The organism is Pseudomonas sp. FP2196, assembly GCF_030687715.1.
Taxonomy (GTDB): domain Bacteria; phylum Pseudomonadota; class Gammaproteobacteria; order Pseudomonadales; family Pseudomonadaceae; genus Aquipseudomonas.
The window spans coordinates 4,940,294-4,960,308 of record NZ_CP117445.1; the positions used below are offsets into that span (position 1 = coordinate 4,940,294).

Sequence of the window (20,015 nt, forward strand, 5' to 3'; positions counted from 1 at the left end):
ACTTCAGACTGGCGCATCAGGCAGCGTTTTTGCGAAACAACACAAACCGGAAAAAGCAGTACCCCAACACAAGATTCAGCAACGAAAAAGAAGCCACGGTCGCCAGCCCGGGAAGGTCACGGGCATCAGCAATCAGGCCCACGCCGAAACTCACGGCGCCCATCAGGCCGATGAACATCAGGTAAACGAACACCGATGTTTCTCGCTCGAACGTGTAAAGCGCATTCACGTAAAACGAGAATGCCGCGGCCACACAGAACGCCGCAAAATTACTGGCTGCCTGATCGAAGCCGACCGCGGTGCGAAGCACGAAAAATATTTGCCAGTGGATAAGTGCATCGGCCACACCGATCACGCTCGTTGCAGAAAATCCTTTCATGGCCATTCCTTGCTTGTTCCACTTGGCGGGCTTTCAAGCTAGGCCATGGCAATGGGCGGGTCTACTGTCAGAAATTACAGGTACGAGTGTTATTCCGACCAATGGTGATGTGAGTTTCATCCGTGCAGCGACCGCGTATCTCCCATAAAAAAGCCCCGATCTCTCGACCGGGGCTTTGGTGTATCAACATCTATGGTTTACGAAACCGAACGCAGCGCACCTTGCGACGCATTGGTCGGTTGCAGCTTGAACACGTAGAACAACAAAGTCAGCAGCACCAGGAACACAGGGCCTACGTAAAGGGCAATGCGCGTGTCCGGGAAGTACGCCATCAGGCCGACCACCAGCACCAGGAACGCCAGCGCACAGTACGAACTGAGCGGGTAAAGCCACATTTTGTATTTCAGGCCGGCACGTTCGCTGGCGCTCAGGCCTTTGCGGAATTTCAGTTGCGCCAGCAGGATCATGACCCAGGTCCAGATCGCGCCGAAGGTGGCGATCGACGTCACCCAGACGAAGACTTTTTCCGGCACCAGATAGTTAAGCAGCACACCCAGCAGCAGCGCGAAAATCGACAGCAGCAGCGCACGACGCGGCACACCGTTGTTCGAGGTTTTGGCAAAACCGGCCGGGGCCTGGCCGTTCTGCGCCAGGCTGTAGAGCATGCGCCCGGTGCTGAAGATGCCGCCGTTGCAGGACGACAATGCAGCGGTGATCACCACGAAGTTGATGATGCCGGCGGCGGTCTTGATGCCCAGACGCTCGAAAGTCATCACAAACGGGCTGCCCTGGGTGCCGATTTCGTTCCAAGGATAGATCGACAGGATCACGAACAAGGCGCCGACGTAGAACAGCAGAATCCGCCAGAACACCGAGCCGATCGCGTTGGGAATGGTCTTCTGCGGGTTCTTCGCTTCACCGGCGGTCAGGCCGATCATCTCGACACCCAGGTAGGCGAACATGACCATTTGCAGCGACATCAACACGCCCTGGATGCCGTTGGGCATGAACCCGCCGTGGGCCCACAGGTTGGAAATCCCCAGCGCCACGCCATCGTTGCCGAAACCGAAAGCGATAATGCCGACGCCGCCGATCACCATGGCGATGATGGTGACGATCTTGATCAGGGCGAACCAGAATTCGAACTCACCGAAGGCTTTCACCGCGATCAAGTTGATCGAGCCCATGCTGACCAGCGCCGCGAGCGCCCAGATCCAGCGCGGTACGTCGGGGAACCAGACGCCCATGTACACGGCCACGGCGGTGATTTCCGCGACGCAGGTCACCAGCCACAGGAACCAGTAGTTCCAGCCGGTGAGAAAGCCTGCCAAGGGGCCGAGATAGTCCTGTGCGTAGCGGCTGAACGAACCAGCCACCGGGTTGTGCACGGCCATTTCGCCGAGGGCGCGCATGATCACAAGGATCGCCAGACCACCCAGAATGTAGGAAAGCATGATCGCCGGGCCGGCCATTTCAATGGCTTTGGCCGAACCTAGAAACAGACCGACGCCGATACAGGCACCGAGTGCCATCAGGCGAATATGCCGTTCGCCGAGTTCGCGTTTAAGCGGACCGCCCTGAGCGGTTTCGCCGTGGGGCAGGTGATTGCCAACTGGCATAGGGGTGCAACCTCGTCTTGTTATTGGATATGACCACCGAGTGTCGAAGCGTCGGCCGATAGGCGTTGGCTTGTAAGGAAACCGCGCCTGCTTTGTGGGCAAACGCGTCTTGTAGGAAAAAACCTGCAAGATCAGCGGGGCGTGCAGTATAAAAAGCCTTGGGCAGGTCTTTTCACTCTATAAACCACAACATTCAGCGACAACTCTCGGCAAAAGCCCGGTTTGCGGAGAGGCATTACCTGTCTTACGCAGGATTATTCACCGCAAAAAAAGGCGCCGAGTATTGCACAGCATTGGTGCATCGTCATGCCTGGGGTTTGGTGGTATTGCTCTGGCAATGGCTCTACCCCGCGGATCTGTCCGGGGTTCCTGTGTGGCGAGGGGATTTATCCCCGATGGCCTGCGCATCAGGCCCAAACACAGAGATTGCGGTTTGTCTGAATAATCGAGTGGCGGATTGTGGGGCTGCTTCTCAGCCCATCGGGGATAAATCCCCTCGCCACAGATAAATCCCTCTATCACAAGCGTCAAGGCAGGTATTCACTTCAGATTTATTCAGTAATCCCCTCTCCCCAACCCTTCACAATTTTTTCACCACCGCCAACCACCGTCTAAGCTTCAGACAAGTCCGATCAATCTGCGTGAATGGATCAATCGACTATGGGCGCTTTGTGGCAAACCGATTCGAGTAAAGCCGTGGTTCCGACTGAACGTATGGATGATCAAGCGCCTGCCCCTGAAAAAACCCGCCGCAGACGGCATGGGTGGAAGGCTTTCTGGTTGTTACTGCTGATTATCGCGATCGTGGTAGGGCTGGCGGCTGCCAAGGAGATGCGCACCTCGCGTTTCCAGTCTCGTGAACTCAGCCAGTACGCCGCGTCCCTGACCTATAAGCTTGAACCGGGGCCGAGCGAAGCGATTCGTTATCCCGGCAACGGGCCTTTTGATTTGCGCCTGGGTTACAGCTCCCTCGATGAGTTCCTGCCGCGCTTGCTCAAGCGCAATTACGTCGTCACCGAACAGACCCGTTTTTCGCCCGCCCTGCTCAGCTACACCGACAAAGGCCTGTTCGTGCCTTATTCGGAGAAGATTCAGGCCGGGCTGTCGATCACCGATTGCCGGGCCGCGCCGTTGTACAAATACAACTATCCGCAACAACTGTATTCAACCTTCGCGGCCATTCCGCCGGTGGTAGTCAGCAGTCTGCTGTTCATCGAGAACCGCTTTCTGCTCGACCCCAAGCAACCCTTGGCCAACCCGGCGGTGGACTGGCCACGGTTCGGCATGGCCGCGTGGTCGCAAGTGGCGAAGTTGCTGCGCTTGCCGGGGCAGTCGGCCGGCGGCAGCACCTTGGCAACGCAGTTGGAAAAGTACCGGCATTCGCCTGAGGGCCTGACGGTGTCCGGCGCCGAGAAGATCCGCCAGATGATTTCCGCCAGCGTGCGCGCCTATCAGCCCGGCCCGCAAACCCTCGACGCACGGCAAAATATCATTCGCGACTACCTCAACAGCGTGCCATTGTCGGCGGTGCCGGGCCACGGCGAAGTGCATGGCATGGCCGAAGGTTTGCGGGTCTGGTACGGGACAGATTTCAACAAGGCCAACGAACAGCTGAACAGCCCGGCAACCGATCCGAAGACCATGGCCGACAAAGGCCTGGCCCTGCGCGAAATGCTTTCGTTGATGATCGCCCAGCGGCGCCCGTCGTATTACCTGACCAAGGGCCGCGAAGAACTCGCCGACCTCACCGACAGTCACTTGCGCCTGCTCAAGCAAAGCGGCGTTATCGACAGTGCTCTGGCCGATGCCGCATTGGCCAGCACGGTCAGCTACCGCGACTGGCAGACCCAACCGACAATTCAACCCATCGAGACCAACAAAGGCATCAGCGTGGCACGCAGCCGTCTGGCGAGCATGCTCAATCGTCCGCTGTACGATCTCGACCGCCTCGACCTTTCCGCCACCAGCACCCTGCAGGGCGACCTGCAAACCCAGGCCACCGCCTACCTGAAGAAACTCGCCGACCCGGCGTATGCCGCGGAAATCGGCCTGCTCGGCGAACGTCTGCTGACGCCCACCAGTACCACTCAAGTGCGCTACAGCTTCACCTTGTTCGAACTGACCCCGGACGGCTCTCGGGTGCGGGTGCAGACCGACAGCACCGACCAGCCCTTCGACATCAACGAAGGCAGCAAACTGGAACTGGGCTCGACGGCCAAGATGCGCGTGCTCACCACCTACCTGCAAATCATCGCCGAGTTGCACGACAAGTACGGCGCCATGAGCGCCCCGGAACTGAAGAAAGTCGACATCCCCGATCAGGATCGCCTCAGCCGCTGGGTGATCGACTACCTGATCGAGAACAAGGATCACGACCTGTCGAAGATGCTCGGCGCGGCACTGGATCGCAAATACTCGGCCAGCCCCGGCGAAGCGTTTTTCACCGGCGGCGGATTGCACACGTTTAACAACTTTCGCAAGGAAGACAACGGCCGCCTGCCGACCCTGCGCGATGCCCTGCGTGAATCGATCAACTTGCCGTTCATTCGCCTGATGCGCGATGTGGTCCGCTACGTCACCTACTCCGGCCCCAACAGCAGCGCCGAGTTGCTCAAGGACGACCGCGACCCGCGACGCCAGGAATACCTGGCCAGTTTCGCTGACCGCGAAGGCACCTCGTTCCTGCTCAAGTTCTGGAAAAAATACAAAAACAAGAACACCCAGGCACGCCTCGACACGTTCCTCGACGGTATGCGTCCGACGCCGATTCGCATGGCGGCCGTGCACCGTTATCTGTTGCCGAACGCCGGTCAGGAAGACTTCAACAGTTTCGTGCGCTCCCATCTGAAGGGCGCCAAGGTCACCGAGAAGCTCACCGACGATCGCCTGATCAGGCTCTACGATTCCTATGGCCCGGGCAGCTACGACCTGCCGGATCAGGGCTTCATCGCCAAGGTGCATCCACTGGATCTGTGGCTGATGGGCTATCTGCTGAACAACCCGGACGCGACGTTCACCCAGATCGTCAAGGCCAGTCATTTCGAGCGTCAGGAAGTCTACAGCTGGCTGTTCAAAAGCAAGCACAAGGGCGCCCGTGACAGCCGCATCCGCACCATGCTCGAGATCGAGGCGTTCCTGGAGATTCACCAGCGCTGGCAGCAAGTCGGCTACCCGTTCGATCACCTGGTGCCATCGCTGGCCACCGCCATCGGCAGCTCCGGCGACCGTCCCGCCGCCCTGGCCGAGTTGATCGGCACCATCCTCAACGATGGCGTGCGCATGCCGACGCTGCGTATCGACAGCCTGCATTTTGCCGCCGATACACCTTATGAAACCCGGCTGGTCAATGACCCCAACGTCGGCAAACGAGTGATGCCGTCCGAAGTCGCCAACGCCATGCGCGAAGCCCTTTCGCAGGTGGTGGACGCCGGTACTGCAAAACGTGTTTCCGGCAGTTTCAAACTGGCGGATGGCAACCCACTGGCCATGGGTGGCAAGACCGGTACCGGCGACAACCGGATCGAGGCCATCGGTTCGGGCGGACGCATCCTCAGTTCGAAGTCGATCAACCGCACGGCGACCTTCGTGTTCTTCATCGGCGACCACCATTTCGGCACCCTGACCGCGTTCGTGCCGGGGCGCTCGGCCGAGAACTTCAAATTCACCTCGGCCCTGCCGGTGCAGGTGCTCAAGGGTATGGCGCCGATTCTCACGCCGTATTTGCAACCCGGCAGCGACTCGCAATGCCGCCCGGCAGAATCGCCTGCGGTGGCGATGCTCGACCAGGCGCACGCTGCTGCGAGGTAACAAATCGTGTCAGTTATTTCTGATTCAGGATGGCGATTTTTCTTCGATTCGGGTGGTATTTATATATTTTTCAGATTCGAATTCTCGCCGGGTTAGCGACCATTCGTACCGTTTGAACCCCGATCTTTGAACTTTTGTTTTGACCCCTTGCGGGTAGGCTGATCATCCCTAAAACAATCAAGGATGATTGGCCATGACTGCCTCTACCGAATCTGCCCCCCCCTTGAACAAAGGGCAGCACTACGAATTCATCAAGTCCACTGTCAGTGACAGCTTCAAGACCGCCACCGTGACCCGAGGCCTGGCATTGGCGGCCACTCGGATGGCTATCAAATCGTGGTACACAACGGCCCCCCCCGCTTACCTGAAAAAACTTGCCGCCTGCAATCTCAAGGCCTGGGACTCGCAAAACAAAGTCGATCACCTGCTGGACAAGATCGACCTCTATACCTTCGCGGCTCCCCTGCTCCAGGCAAAACTCAAGGAACGCTACGGCGTCGTGCATGACGTCAAGACCACCTGGCTGCGCCTGTACATGCCCAAGGACACGCCCTGGTACGCGCTCGATGTCGCCAGCGGTGTCACTAGCCGCACGGTTTCACTGCTGGACGCCGCCCTGCACAATTTTGCGGCAGGCGAAACAGTCACGGACGACTCGCAATACATCACCCAACCCGATGAGCGCGGCAACTTCGATGTCGTGTCGATCAAGTCGAAGATGACCATCAGCCAGTTTCAGGCCCTGTGCCGCGAACTGGACATCGGCGCGCAGTACAAAACGCACCTTGAACGCTATTTGCTGCCGGGCGAACCGGTGGCTGAAGAGGCGTTGAAATCCAGAGTCATCGAAAGCCAGAAAGACGCTTTGGCTGTCGCCGCTGAACTGGCATTGATCACTGGCGACATCCAGTACGACGCCTACAAGCTGGTGCTGGAGCTGAACCGGGAAAAACCCCGGCTTTTGCTCAACGGGAAGAGAATGCGTTGCTACGACCTGTCCATGCTCGGCACGCGCCTGACCGGCATCCTGCTGCTGTTTCCTGCCGTAAGCGACGACAAGGAGATCAAGCGGGTCATTGCCTATGTGCCCCATGACCCGGACCATCCGCTCAAGGAATACCCTTCGCTAAAAGAGTTCGGCATCGAGTTGACGCGCCAGCTACGTGAAGACCGTTTCATCGCTTCGACAAAGCAGCGCTACCGCCAGTTTTTCAGCCAGTTCGTCGACCAGCAACAGCGCGGACATTTTTTCGCCGACCTCGAACAACGCTTGTTCATCGTTCGCTATCACCCCAAGGAAAATCACAACGATCAAAGACCGGCCTGGCGCATAGAGGCGGTGAAACACCCCAACCTGCAATTCAAGCGTGTCGGGGTACCGGACGATTACTGGCGCTATGCCTACCAGCAGAAACTCAACAAGATCCTCAACGATGCCCGAGAAGTCGCGGTGTCCACGGCCGACACCGACAGCAATGCGCGCTGGGCCTGGTGGGACAATTTCAAGAAGATCGTTTCGGATATCTTCAATGTCGCCTTGCTGGTTGCAACGCCGTTCGTGCCGGGGCTGGGCGAAGTGATGATGGTCTACACGGCCTTTCAACTGACCAACGACGTCATCGAAGGCATCTTCGACCTGGCCGAAGGCCTGGCGCTGGAAGCGGCCGAACATGTGATCAGTGTCGTGACGGACGTGATTCAACTGGCGGGTTTTGCCGTCGGCACGACAATCGGCAAACACTTGTGGGTGAAACTTTCGGCGCTGGTCGATGGCATGAAACCGGTGAAGCTGCCCAATGGCAAACCGGCGCTGTGGCACCCTGACCTTGCGCCCTACGAGCAAAAGAATCTGACGTTGCCGGCTGGCTCGAAACCCGACAGCCATGGCCTGCATCAATTTGCCCACGAGGCCCTTTTGCCATTGGACGGCAAACTCTACAGTGTCGAAAAAGCCTCGCCCCATCCCGACTCCAGAACGCACCGGATCAAACACCCCTCACGTCCCAACGCTTACCAACCGAAGGTCGAGCACAACGAGCACGGCGCCTGGCGGCACGAAGCAGAAAGTCCGAACGACTGGGACGATCAAGCGCTGATGCGACGCCTGGGCCACAGCGTCGAGCGCTTCTCACCGGCTGAACTCGAACAGATACGTATCAGCAGCGGCACCGAAATCCCTGCACTGCGACAGATGCACAACGACAACAACCCTCCGCCGCCGCTGCTGGCCGATACCATCAAACGTTTCACCGCCCGCGACGACGCGCTACTCGCCACGGCCAACATTCGCGCCGGTCAGCCGCTCGATCCGCAATCGGACTGGTTTGAACCGATCACCACGGCCTTGCCGGGATGGCCGTCAACACGGGCGATAAAGGTGGTGTATGACGCTGCGCAATGGAGCGATTACTCGCGCAAATACGGCGACACGGCGGCGTCCGATGCCAATACCCTGACCATCAGCCAAGCGGACCTCAATGCCGGCCAGTTGCCGGAACGGCTGACGGGCTTCCTCGATGACGGTGAAATGAATGCCCTGCTGGGACGCGAGGTACCCGCAGCGCAGCGAACCCAAGCCTTGCGCGACCTGCTGGCCGATGCCGTTCAGGCTCGTCAGGGTGAGGTGTCCGAACGTCTGTATCAAGCCAGCGAGCGATCAAGTAAAGCCGATATCCGGGTGGTCAAACAGACCTTCCCCGATCTGCCCCTGAGCGTGGCACAAACACTTTTGGCTCAGGCAAGCCCGGCCGAGCTGCAGCGCATCGTCAGCGAAAATCGCTTGCCACTGCGCCTCAAGGCGCTGGCTCGGGAACTGAATTTCGAAGCCTGCACCACGCGCGCCTATCAGGGTTTTTATCAGGATGAATCGCTGATACCGGATACCGAGCAACTGGCCTTGGGCACGCTCAAACGGCATTCCGATGCGTTTGTCGACTTGCGTATCGAAGTCCGTGAAGGCAGCTATGACGGCCTGCAGCGCAGCAGTGCCGGAGCGGATGACGCGCCACTGTTGCGCCGGTTGGTCAGAAATGAATTCGGGCGATACGAAGTGCTGGATGCCAATAACCGCGTGCTGCATGGGCCGGACGATTTTTTCGAGTCCATCCTCAATGCCCTGCCTGAGAATGTGCGCGAGGCGTTGAGTTACAACAGCGGTCAGGGACGTCTGTTCAAATCGTGGATCATGGAACACGCCGCGTCGCTGGGCGAACGCCGGGTCGTACTGGCGGCGCCGCCGATTCGGACCGTCGTCGACGCTGATACGTTTCAACGCGGCTGGTGGCCATTTGGCGACGCCACCCCGGAGCAGCGGATCCAGAAGCTGTATCCGAAGATGAACGACAGAGACGCGGCCTCGTTTGTCAAAGTCATTCAATCCAAGGGGGATGCTGATCAGGCCATTGAGCGCCTGGAAACCGAACGTCAGGATCTGCACGACCTACTGCGCCGCTGGCGTGAAAGCTACCCCCTCGAGCTGGATGATTTCGGTGAGCCCATCGCTTCAGTCTCGACAGACTATCTGCACAACGGCGGACGGTGGATCGAGGACCAATTGATTGAATGCTTCGAACGCAAAAGCAAAGTCTACGGTGAACGCAGCAACCACCCCGAGCAAGGCTATGCGCTGGACCTGTCCTCCGAACTCGCGCAACCGAAGCTGGAGCGCTGGTGGAAAGATCTTCGTCAGCAACCGGGCATGAAAAAACACCTTGAGCAGATCACGGCGCTCAAGCTCGACAGGGCGCGAATCTCAACCGGCAGCGACAGTTTGCTGAATGATTTCCCACAACTTCGCCACCTCAGTGCCCGCCATTGCGACTTGAAGGAGATTTCGCCCGCTTTGGGCCGGATGCGTCATCTGCAGAGCCTGGATCTGACGGACAACGCCATCACCCTCAACGCCCGATCGAGCGCCCAACTGAGCGGCCTCACTCGCTTGCAAACGCTGAGCCTCAGCGGCAATCCACTGCGCCAGCCACCTGATGTAGGTCGGATGTATCGATTGAACGAATTGAATCTGGCCAATACCGGCCTCGAGCGCTGGCCAACGGGCCTGTTCAAGGTCGGCGCTAACGATAGACAGCGCCCACGCGGGTTTGCCCTGGATCTGCGTAATTGCCCGATCAACGAGCTGCCCACCGTCACTCCCGGATCGGATCAGGCGTTTATCCTCAGCCGCACGCGTGTCGACACGACAAGGCTTTCCATTGCCGATCGCCAGCGGTACGAAGGCTACCGCCGCTCTGCAGGGTTTACCCCTCAACAAGCCTATTTACCGGCGGTCACAGACGAAATTGCCCATTGGCAATCGTTCCCGGAAGGCGCTGACGTGTTCAGTCCTTCGCTAGCCTACAAAAAATACCGGGAGGAATCCTGGCACGACTTGATGGCTGAGCCGGGCTCAGCGGATTTTTTCAAGGTCATTCGCAAGCAGCGAGACGGCCATGACTTTGCCTACGACAAATCGCGCAGGCAATTGACCGCTCGCGTCTGGGAGATGATCGATGCCGCCGTGCTCGATAGCGACCTGCGTGAAGAGCTGTTCAAACAGGCCCGGGAACCTGACAACTGCGAGGACGGTGGTGCCCAACTGTTCAACTCCATGGGAATAAAAATACTGGTGTCCAAAGCCTACAACGAGCCCACCTCGGCTCAGGTACTGGACAACAACCTCGTCAGGCTGGCGCGCAGTGCCGCTCGCCTGAACAGAGTGGCCGAGGTGGCCAGAACCGAGGTCCAACGGCAGCGACAGCAAAACCTGATCACCCCGCACGACCCGGCGACCCCGGCACCGGATGAGGTGGAAGTGCACTTGGCGTATCAGACGGGGCTGGCCGAACGCCTGGAACTTCCCTGGCAGTCCAAAGGCATGCACTACCAGCCCAGGTCGGGGGTGACTGAGGCAAAAATCAACGCTGCCTACGATTCGATCATGGCACGTGAGGAAGGTAACGGACTGGTCGACGCCATGATCGACCTGCATGGCGACCCCTTTTGGAAGCGCCATCTGGATCGAACCCATCCCACGCAGTTCGCCATCGACGACGAGCTTTTCAACACAAAGCGCGAGCAGATCGAAGACTTGCGTCTGGCACAAGCCGAATGGGCCGCCGCTAACCCCGAGACCAACATCAACCGGCTCGCGCGCAAGATGGAGTCCCTGGCAAGTCAGTTGGGTGTTGCGCAGGTTGAGGTGTTCAGCGGCGAGCCCATGACCGATGTCGATTACAACAAACTGCTGCTCAACGCCGGGCGTGATCGCTACACGCTCGCTCGCAGATGGACCCGCGAAGCCATGGAAAAGGCCGGGCTCTGATCGACGCCTCTCCAACGCATGAAATCGGCCAGCCCTTTCACGGGCTGGTTGACCGACAACGCGCCTAACCGACTTCCGAATCCCACACCACCGTGACATTGCCCGAATAACTTCGGGCAATCCCCTCCTGAAGCATTCCGTCCACCGCATCGCGGGGCACTTCAAAATGCAAAGTGCCGACCTTGCGATCCAGATAGAACTCCGGCTGAAACAGCTCGGTGCCAGTACCGTCGCGCAACAGTCGCCGGCGATTGACCGCTTGGCCGGCGCCATCGGTCAACCCGTTGGGCAGCGTGACACTGACTTCCAGCGGCACGGAATGGCCGGCAGACGAGTTCCATAACGCGCAATTGTTGGCGCTGGCGTACTGGCATTGCATCGTCATCTTGAAGCGGCTTGAGGCGGAAATATTGAACGTCTGATCACGCATCAGTCGTGTCGGCTTGCGCCCCTGATTCAGCCAGGACTGCCAGCCGCCCACCGGTTCCAGCACCACGCGGTTGCCGCCGGGAGGGATGTCGACTTTCATGGTGTGGGTGACCTTCAGATTGAAGTTCAGGGTCAGCATGGAGTCGGACGGAAGCAGGGCATCGCCCATGTCGAAATCCATGTTCGGACCGACGGTGTAGTCGATGGATCCGGTGTACGAACCTGCTTCCATCTTCAGCGGATCGGGGGTGCGCAATTCGTAGGCGTACACGAAATACTGATAATTCATGCCCGGCGGAATATCGAACAGTGCTTTTTTCGCGCAGGCGCCCGCGCCTTCCGGCACCCGCCAGAAGCTGTTGTAACTGTGTTCGCCCGCCGAGTAGGTACCGACTCCCAGGCACGGTGATGGCGCATAGCTCCACGCGCCGCCTTCCCACAAGTCATCCCACCAGCCATTGCCCGTCAGTTGCCGAACCGACAGCGGGAAACCGGCTTCATGACCAATCCCGGCGATTCTCAACTCGACACGCTGCTGGTCGCCGGAAGCATGGGTGACGATAACGTCCTTCCAGTCAGACGGTACTTTGGCCATCCCGCCCCGCCGTGGATCGGTATGGTTGGCCGCAATCGGCACATTCGCCACAAAAGGTATATGGGCGATCAGGCTGAAAAGCCCCAGCGCCTCACAAGTCGCCGGCAGCTGACGGCAAAAGCCTTCGGAGGGCGTCTGGTTCTTGAACTGGTTCTTGCGCGGATTACTGAAATCCGGCTCGAACGTGGCGTCGATGTTGTGCACTTCGGCCTGCGCACTGCCGGCCATCAGCGCCAGCAGCAAACCAATAAAAGGCTGGCGCGAATCACGCCGGACCGTTGCCTGTGGATAACCCCGAGACATCCAACGCCTGCTCATGATTCGGCGCCCCCCTCCGGAGTCTTGGCATTGAACAGCAACAGCACGTTACCGCTGTAATCCCCGGCGCGGTAACCGCCCGCCGGCTTCACAGGAACGATCTCCAGCAGCACCCGCGTGCCCACTGCCGCTTCGGCCTGCGACACCACTTGGCGCGGGGCCATTTCCGCGCTCAATTCGACGCCGTTGAAGGACACCCGCAGCGCAATATCGTCGTCCGGACGGCCATTGGACAAATAAGGCTCGGCCTCCAGCCGCGCTTCAATGGCGCTGGTGTCGTGCCGCACATCGAAATACTTGCTGATGCTGCTCAGGTTCGAGTTCGGGTGATCCCAGTTGAGCCGCTGAGCACGGTGGATCCAGTCCGGTTCCGCCGGGATGATGTAAAACGGCCGACTGGGAATGGTCAGGGACACCTCGAAAGTGTGTTCTTCCCGCGCTGCCCAGGCGGCGGTGACGGTCAGACACGTCATGGCCATCAGCGCGACGGCGGTGCATTGCTTGATCATGTTGGTTACCCGTTGCGTCAATGGAAAGCAGGCCTAGCGGCTGACGACCTTCACGGTTTTTTTCTCGTTGCCTTCGATCAGGAAGAAGCGGTATTCGCGATTCTTCTCTTTATCGAAAGCGAAAGTCTTGCCGGCCAGCACGTGGTGCTTGGTGGTCGCCCCGCAATCGTTTTCGTTGCTCAGGGAGCAGCTCTTGAACTCGTCGATGATCAACACCGTGTTGCCGTTGTTGCGCAATTCGTAGCGACTGTCGCTGTCGTTGATTGCCGTGGCGAAGCGCGCATCCTTGGGCCGCACGAAAAAGACCGTGCCAAACCCGGTCATCACGTTGACCCCGGCCGTGAGCGACTTTTTGTACTCCTCGCTGTCCTCGTCGCTGACGGCGAATTCATCTTCCTTCTCCGGCACCACCGGCACGAAACGCACGCGGAAGTAGCGCTCGCGATCGCGCTCGCCCAGGTACAGCAAACGAGTGCCCTGCATGCCCTGCGCCGGCACGATCAACCGCGCCGGGCTGGCCATCAGGCCATTACGCGAAGCGCCGTCGGCGGCGTTCTGTACCGCGATTTCCTGTGGCGTGCCGTCGTCGGCGTAAACGATTTCCAGCACGTTGACCTTGACGAACGCAGTGGCGTCACCGCTGTTGAACACCCGCTTGAGGTAGGTACTTTTATCGGCATCCAGATAGTCGTACACCGTGCCGACATTGATCTGCGGCCCGGCCTGCGCCGTCAGGCTAAACACGCTGAGCACACCCAGCAAAAAACCACGGTTCATCGTTTTCAACTCCATGAAAAAGGATAAGGACCGGCCCGGAGTGCTCACACTTCCGAGTCCCAGATAATGGTGATATTGCCGCTGAGCGTGTCGCTCAGGCCGGGGCGCAAGAGAAAGTCGATGGCGTCCTTCGGCACAGCGAAACGCAACGAGCCGGCCTTTCGATCAAGATAAACACTGGGCTGAAAGGGACCTATCCAGGTGTCGTGGAGCAACATGAGCTGTTTGACGTCGCCGCCACTGGGACCGCTGATACCGCCAGGCAGAGTAAGAAATGTTTCGACCTCAGTGGTATTGCCTTTGGGGCTGTTGAGTTTGCAGCGAGAACCACCGGTGGAGTTGCACATCATCGTCACTTTGAACCGCGAGGAAGCCGACAGATAAAACAGCTGATCACGGAAGATCTGCGTCGGCTTGCGCCCACTGGCGATCCAGGGCATCCAGCCGCCCTCGGGTTCGAGCAGCACTCTATCGCCACCCGGTGGCAGATCGACCTTCAAGGTGTGTTGCACGTCCAGCACAAAGTCCAGGCTCAGCCTCCCGTCATCCGGCTGAAACGCCGCGCCCATGTCGAAATCGCCACCGGGTCCCATCGAGTAGGCGATGGATCCGGTATACAGACCGCTCGACATGCTCAACGGGTTGGGGGTTCTCAGCTCATACGCAAAATCGATCTTCTCGAAATACATCGAGGGGATACGAAAAGCGGCGGTCTTGGTGCAGGGCGCTTGCGAGGGCGTCTGCCAGAAAAAGCGATAGGTGCGAGCGCTGTACCCGGACACGCTAGTACCTTGGCAAGGCGGGGGGGCATAAAGCCAGCCGCTAAGGGACGTCCAGAGGATGTCATGGCCTGTGGGGTGCTGCACTCCGGTCAGATTTTCCACGGTATCGCTCAGGATATAGTTGGAGCCTATGCCGGTGATTCGCACCTCTACGGTTTCCGTTTCCTGAGTTTCCTGATTAGTCACCGTCAACCGTCTCCAGTCAGCCGGGACCTGCACTGAGATATCGTCACCCGGCATAAGCTCGCGGGTTGAGCTGTAGCCGACCGGCAACTCGATGCTGAACATGTTGGCGCTGGCGCATTGCGGGGGAAAGTTCGCGCAATAGCCACTATTGGGCGTCTGGTTAACGAACAGGTTCTTGCTTGGCTGCGAAGGATCAGGCTGAAACAATGCGCGGATCTCCTGATTGAATGCCTGTGCCGAAGACGCGCCCAGCGCCAGCGCCAACCCGAGACCACTCGTGAATATTTTCATGGAATCAACCTGCCTTCTGTTCGGTGGTGTGGACGTCGGCCAGGGTGTCCGGCGTGCAGCGCAGATCACCGATCATCAACACGTTGTTTTCACTGCGGTGGCTGTTGGCTTCGAGGCGGAACTGGCAGAGCAACTGGTTGCCCTGACGCACTTCCAGGGTCGGTGAGCCGGCGTTCATTTCCATCGAGAAGAAGCCGTCGACTTCGGTCACCCCACGGCTGGCATGGTTGATCACGTGATGGCCCTTGAGCGGCCGCCCTTGGCCATCCACCAGTCGACCGAGCACGGTCAGGGTTTTCATCACGCGGATCTGGCGGTATTCAACGCCGCCCTTGTTCAGGTGATAGCGGGTGCGCGCCGGGGCGATGGTGGCCGCCGGCACACTGGTGCCTTCGAAATCGAAACTCACCGAGCTGTTCTGGTAGGCGGTGATCGGGATGAAATTGCGCCCCGGTTTCAACGCCGCGCTGCCACCGCTGTAATCGTCGGCACGCAGGGTAATGTCCTCAAGGTCCGACTCGACATCGACGATCATCCCGGCGCCGCGCATTTCGCTCTGACTGGTCAAGAGCATTTTCTGGCCGCCAACCACCAGCGTGCTGTCGACGTTGAGGCCGCCGGTGTAGTTACCGTTGTAGGACGAGCGCTGGACAAAACCGTCGCCATTGACGGCGTCGGTACGGAAGTTCGCCAGGCTGTTCATGCCCAGGCCATAGGTGTCGGTCAGCGCCGTCACCGAAACGCTTTGCAGGACGTGATCCTTGAAATCCTTGCGCCAGCCGATCGAGCCGTTGTTGTCGCGGCTGCCATCGCGGGCCGTGCGCGAACCGATGCTGCCGGTGATCTGCTGACCGGGGGCACCGAGTGCCATGTTGACGCTCAAATCGACGCCGCGATTGCGCGCATCGCCACTGCTGTAACTGCCCGGCCGATCGAACAGCGACAAGCGCCAACTGGCGTCGCTGCCAAACAGTTCGGTGCGTTGGGTCCAGCCCAGATCCATGCCGACGCCTTCGACGTTACCCTCGCTGTGCGACACCCGCGCGTTGATCGAACTCTTACTGCTGACTCGATGGTTGAGCGCCAGCGACGAGTTGCTGGTCTGGCCGATAAACACATTGCGCGAACGAATCCGGGTGCCGTCCGGCAGGGTGTCATAAGTGTTGGTGGTGTCGAGCCAACTGCGGTTGTGGCTGAAGACCACGCTGCCGGAACCATAGCTATAGAGGCTTTGCAGATCCAGACCGGTGCCGTAATCCTCGGTCTTGTAGACGTTGGCATACAGGCTGATGTGGTTGGCCAGCGTCCAGTCGATGGACGTGCCGTATTGCAGCTTTTCGCGAATCTGCCGCGCCGACGCGCCAAGAATCACCCGTGGATGCAGCAGGTAATTGACCGCCGCACCGGCCGTTGGGCTGCCGCTGGCCTGGGTGTCCCAGTTGCTCAGCAGCTTGCTCTCTTCGCCGGCAAACACGTTGTAGCGCCAGCGGTCGTCGAGGTTGCGCCAGTTGCTGGGCTTGTACACCAGCTCCTGGGTGGTGGAGGTGATCTGACCATCTTCGATCAGGCGCACTTCCACTTCATAAATGCCACCGGGCAATGGCCGGGTGTCGAGGGTCTGCAAACCGGCCGGCACCGATTGCGTATTGATCAACAGGCCATCGCGCCAGATTTCCACAGAACCCTGACGGTTGGCGGTGACATAAATCGGATAGACGCTGGGCATCGGGCTGTTGATGGCCAGACTGTCGGAGCTGCCGTACATGACACCGACAGCCGTATCAGGGCTGGTGCCGAACGTGCGCGGTTGGCGAGTCAGCCCTTCGGAATTGGGGGTGAAATAGCCCAGGCGGAAAAAACTGCCTTGCAGTTCGCGCTGGGTATGAAGCTCGTGTACCGCGTGATACAGCTTGTCATCCGGGCCCCCGAGACGGGCCAATTGCAGGTTCAGCGTCTGGCTCCAGTTACCCAGACTGCCACTGGCCTCAAGGCCGAAACGTCCGCCCAGATCCTGATCCTGACCGCCATTGAGGTTGAGCTGATTGCGCACCATCAAACCGCTGCTGCCGCCATCAGGCTGTTCGTAATAACGCTTGGCCTGGACGTCGCGCTCGGCGTTTTCGGTAAGAATCGAAACCAGCGAGTTTTCCAGGTTGTAATGCACTGCCAGCACCTGATCGGAACAGGAACCGGTGCAATTGCCCAGTGGCACGCCGGGCTTGAGAAAAGCCGCCCATTTCTCCCGCTCGGCGGGGCCGAAACGGTTTTCGCTGGTGTCGGTGAATTCCAGCAGGGTGATGCGATCGTCGCGGGACAACACCACCATGGCCTCGCCCAATGGCTGATGATCGAGTTCGACCCGAACCGCCAAAGGTACGTCAAAGAAGTGCTCCTCGAAATCCGCCGGCAGGCCTTTGGCCTGGGCCAACAGACTTCGCGGCGTGGTGCCGGCGGAGTTGGAAGCCACGGCTGCGCTGGCACAAAACAGCAGCGCAAGCGCAGCCGCGATGGGTGTCATCGGGAACATGAACTCTTACTCTGATTACGAATAATGGAGGTCCGACGGGGCGAGCACGGTGGCCTGCCCCGTCGGTTAACGCCAACAAGATGTCAGCGTTGATCTCAGGACGGATTGATCACTCGCCACCGACCGGAGGAACGGCGTCGAAGGTCATTGCCACAACACCGGTGTAATCACCCGGATTGAAAGTTGTGCCAATGGCGGAAATCTTCAGGGGGGCGCGATAGTTCACATCCGACTCTGACTCGCCCACAACTTCCTGCGGGGTGGTGGTCAGGGTCTTGTTGTTGATCTGGACTAAAAGGTCGATGGAGTTCGAACCGGAGATCAGTTTTGGCTGAGTGTCCACGCTGGCGTGAACCGAACCGTTGTTGTTGCGCATATCGAAGAAACCGTTAACTTCGCCCATCTTGCCGGTGGACGGCTGGTAACTCATGTCCTGATCCTTGTTGACCAGATCAGGATTGGTCGGCACCACGTAGAAGCCGTTGGTCGGAACCTGAGCGACGATATTGATCGAGTGAGCGGCTTCACCAGCGGCGAATGCGCCCGACGAACCCAGTGCCAGAAGAGCCAGAGGAGCAGCAATAGCGATTTTCTTGAACATCGTTCAGTACCTTGTTTTCTTTAAGAGAAGGAGTGATTGAAAGTCCAAGTCAAACGCCAGGGGAGTTGAGCCAGATCAACTTGAACTTTCAATGCCGGAGCATCATCGGCTGTTGCCTCTGGAAAGTAAGCAAGTAACTTCCTATAAGCGCGTAGTTAAACAACCCCATGACCCGCAAGAAAAAAGAACAAAAAACCAATATTCAAAACAATGACTGTAAGTTATTCCCTACATACAGTTTTAGTTAAAAAACCATACAGCGACATGGCCTCGACATAGCGGGCCTTAGTTGCGATTTTAGAATAATCACTCAAAACAAATAGAGTGTTAACTTTAACTTTCAAGTTATCGATGGCTGAAGACTCTCGCGAAGAGGCCTATTGCAACATCGACAATGACCGCCACTCGTCAGCCGACCGGTCCTCCGAGCAAAAACGTCTTGCGCCGGCGTTAAGATATATCTTAAGTTGTATCTAAACGTGAAGAGAGAAGACAGAAATGAGAGACCATCATTCCCCCCACCGAGAACACGGCGACGGCCGTGACGGCTTTGAAAAGCGCCCCGGACGTGAACGCGGCGGCCGTGGCCCTCGGGTGTTTGCCCCCGGTGACCTGAAGTTGCTATTGCTGGCGCTGGTCGCCGAGCAGCCCTGCCACGGCTACGACCTGATCCGCCAGATCGAAGGCATGTTCGACGGCGCCTACAGCCCGAGCCCCGGCGTGATCTACCCGACCCTGACCTTTCTGGAAGAAAGCGAACTGATCACGGGCGATGCCGAGGGCGGCAAAAAACGCTACAGCGTCACCGACGCCGGGCGTCTGTCCCTGAGCGAGCAAGCTGTGGCTCTGGATGGCGTGCGCATGCGTATCGACGTCAGTAAACGCTCGTTGCGCGGCCACGACCGGCCACCGGAAATTCACGAAGCGGTGCATAACCTGCGCCACGCCCTGCAGTTGCACCACGGGCGCTGGAGCGCGGAAGAAATTCAGCGCGTGCGTGACCTGCTCAACGACACCGCCAAAGCCATCGTCGACGGCCCCGCCGTTCAACCTGCCCCGGAGAAAGCCGAATGACTGCAGTCGATACCCAAACCATTCACCGCGTGATGCACGAAATCAAACGCCGTCGCCTCGAAGTGTTGCGCGTGGTCGATATCACCCCACGCATGCGCCGCATCACCCTCGGCGGGCCGGAGCTGGCCGGGTTCATCAGCCTTGGCACCGACGATCACGTCAAATTGCTGTTCCCGCAGAACGCCGAACAAATCGCTGCGCTGGAAACCATGGTACTCGGCGGCAAGAACGATGGCCCGACACCCGAGATGCGCGACTACACCCCGCGCCGCTATGACCTCGACAAACTTGAGCTGGACATCGACTTCGTCCTGCACGGTGATGGCCCCGCCTCGACCTGGGCGGAACAGGCTGCACCTGGGCAGTTCCTGCACATCGGCGGCCCACGCGGCTCGATGATCGTGCCGGACATCTTCGACAGCTACCTGCTGATCGGTGACGAAACCGCCCTGCCCGCCATCGCCCGCCGCCTCGAAGGCCTGGCAGCCAATCGCAAGGCGCTGGTGGTGATCGAAGTGGAAAACGGCGCCGAGCAGCAAGCGCTGGAGAGCGCGGCGCAGGTCAATGTGATCTGGGTGCTGCGTGAAGGCGGCAAGGACAACCTGCTGACCACGGTGAAGCAATTGCAGGTGCCCAAAGGCAATCTGTATGCGTGGGTGGCGACCGAGACCAAGGTTTCGCGGCAGGTTCGCCGGGTGCTGCTGGATGAGCACGGGCTCGACGAGAAACTGGTGAAAGCCGTCGGCTACTGGCGCGCCGAGGGCTCTGAAGAAGAGTGATATCCCCTATAGGAGCTGCCGCAGG

At 59.0% G+C, this 20,015-nt stretch carries 12 protein-coding genes; 4 read left to right on the top strand and 8 right to left on the bottom strand.

Going from position 1 to position 20,015, the window contains the following annotated elements; genetic code table 11:
• Nucleotides 1–16: 16 nt before the first annotated feature.
• Nucleotides 17–379 carry a GtrA family protein gene (locus tag PSH79_RS22075; RefSeq protein ID WP_305439601.1) on the bottom strand — a complete coding sequence of 121 codons (363 nt, stop codon included), beginning with the start codon at nt 377–379 and terminating at the stop codon, nt 17–19.
• Between the two features lie 197 nt (nt 380–576).
• Nucleotides 577–1,998 (bottom strand): amino acid permease, encoded by a 1,422-nt coding sequence (locus PSH79_RS22080; RefSeq protein ID WP_305439603.1) that lies wholly within the window; start codon nt 1,996–1,998, stop codon nt 577–579.
• 660 nt (nt 1,999–2,658) lie between these two features.
• On the opposite strand from PSH79_RS22080, the gene PSH79_RS22085 reads away from it, so the two are divergent.
• Nucleotides 2,659–5,805: a transglycosylase domain-containing protein gene (locus PSH79_RS22085; RefSeq protein WP_305439605.1), complete on the top strand. Its 3,147-nt coding sequence runs from the start codon at nt 2,659–2,661 to the stop codon at nt 5,803–5,805.
• 193 nt (nt 5,806–5,998) lie between these two features.
• Nucleotides 5,999–11,122, top strand: a complete 5,124-nt coding sequence (locus PSH79_RS22090; RefSeq protein ID WP_305439606.1) for a dermonecrotic toxin domain-containing protein — start codon at nt 5,999–6,001, stop codon at nt 11,120–11,122.
• Nucleotides 11,123–11,186: 64 nt separating this feature from the next.
• On the opposite strand, the gene PSH79_RS22095 is transcribed toward PSH79_RS22090, so the two are convergent.
• The 6 genes from PSH79_RS22095 to PSH79_RS22120 form a co-directional block, all read right to left on the bottom strand.
• A complete protein-coding gene (locus PSH79_RS22095) occupies nt 11,187–12,449 on the bottom strand; it encodes a hypothetical protein (protein ID WP_370872678.1) in 1,263 nt (420 codons plus the stop codon).
• Between the two features lie 11 nt (nt 12,450–12,460).
• Nucleotides 12,461–12,973 carry a CS1 type fimbrial major subunit gene (locus tag PSH79_RS22100; protein ID WP_305439609.1) on the bottom strand — a complete coding sequence of 171 codons (513 nt, stop codon included), beginning with the start codon at nt 12,971–12,973 and terminating at the stop codon, nt 12,461–12,463.
• Between the two features lie 33 nt (nt 12,974–13,006).
• Complete coding sequence (locus PSH79_RS22105) at nt 13,007–13,750, bottom strand: molecular chaperone (protein ID WP_305439611.1); 744 nt, start codon at nt 13,748–13,750, stop codon at nt 13,007–13,009.
• Between the two features lie 44 nt (nt 13,751–13,794).
• Nucleotides 13,795–15,009, bottom strand: a complete 1,215-nt coding sequence (locus PSH79_RS22110) for a hypothetical protein (protein WP_305439613.1) — start codon at nt 15,007–15,009, stop codon at nt 13,795–13,797.
• Nucleotides 15,010–15,013: 4 nt separating this feature from the next.
• Nucleotides 15,014–17,536, bottom strand: coding sequence for a CS1-pili formation C-terminal domain-containing protein (locus PSH79_RS22115; RefSeq protein ID WP_305439614.1), 2,523 nt, complete (start codon nt 17,534–17,536; stop codon nt 15,014–15,016).
• Nucleotides 17,537–17,645: 109 nt separating this feature from the next.
• The gene (locus PSH79_RS22120) at nt 17,646–18,137 is read right to left on the bottom strand and encodes a CS1 type fimbrial major subunit (protein ID WP_305439615.1); all 492 of its coding nucleotides are present in this window, start codon (nt 18,135–18,137) and stop codon (nt 17,646–17,648) included.
• Nucleotides 18,138–18,635: 498 nt separating this feature from the next.
• Between PSH79_RS22120 and PSH79_RS22125 the strand changes: the two genes are divergently transcribed.
• Together PSH79_RS22125 and PSH79_RS22130 are read left to right on the top strand one after the other, a co-directional pair.
• Entirely contained in the window at nt 18,636–19,211 is a 576-nt protein-coding gene (locus tag PSH79_RS22125; RefSeq protein ID WP_305439616.1) for a PadR family transcriptional regulator, read from the top strand.
• Nucleotides 19,208–19,990: a siderophore-interacting protein gene (locus PSH79_RS22130; protein WP_305439617.1), complete on the top strand. Its 783-nt coding sequence runs from the start codon at nt 19,208–19,210 to the stop codon at nt 19,988–19,990. The genes PSH79_RS22125 and PSH79_RS22130 overlap by 4 nt, the downstream gene beginning before the upstream one ends.
• Nucleotides 19,991–20,015: the final 25 nt, after the last annotated feature.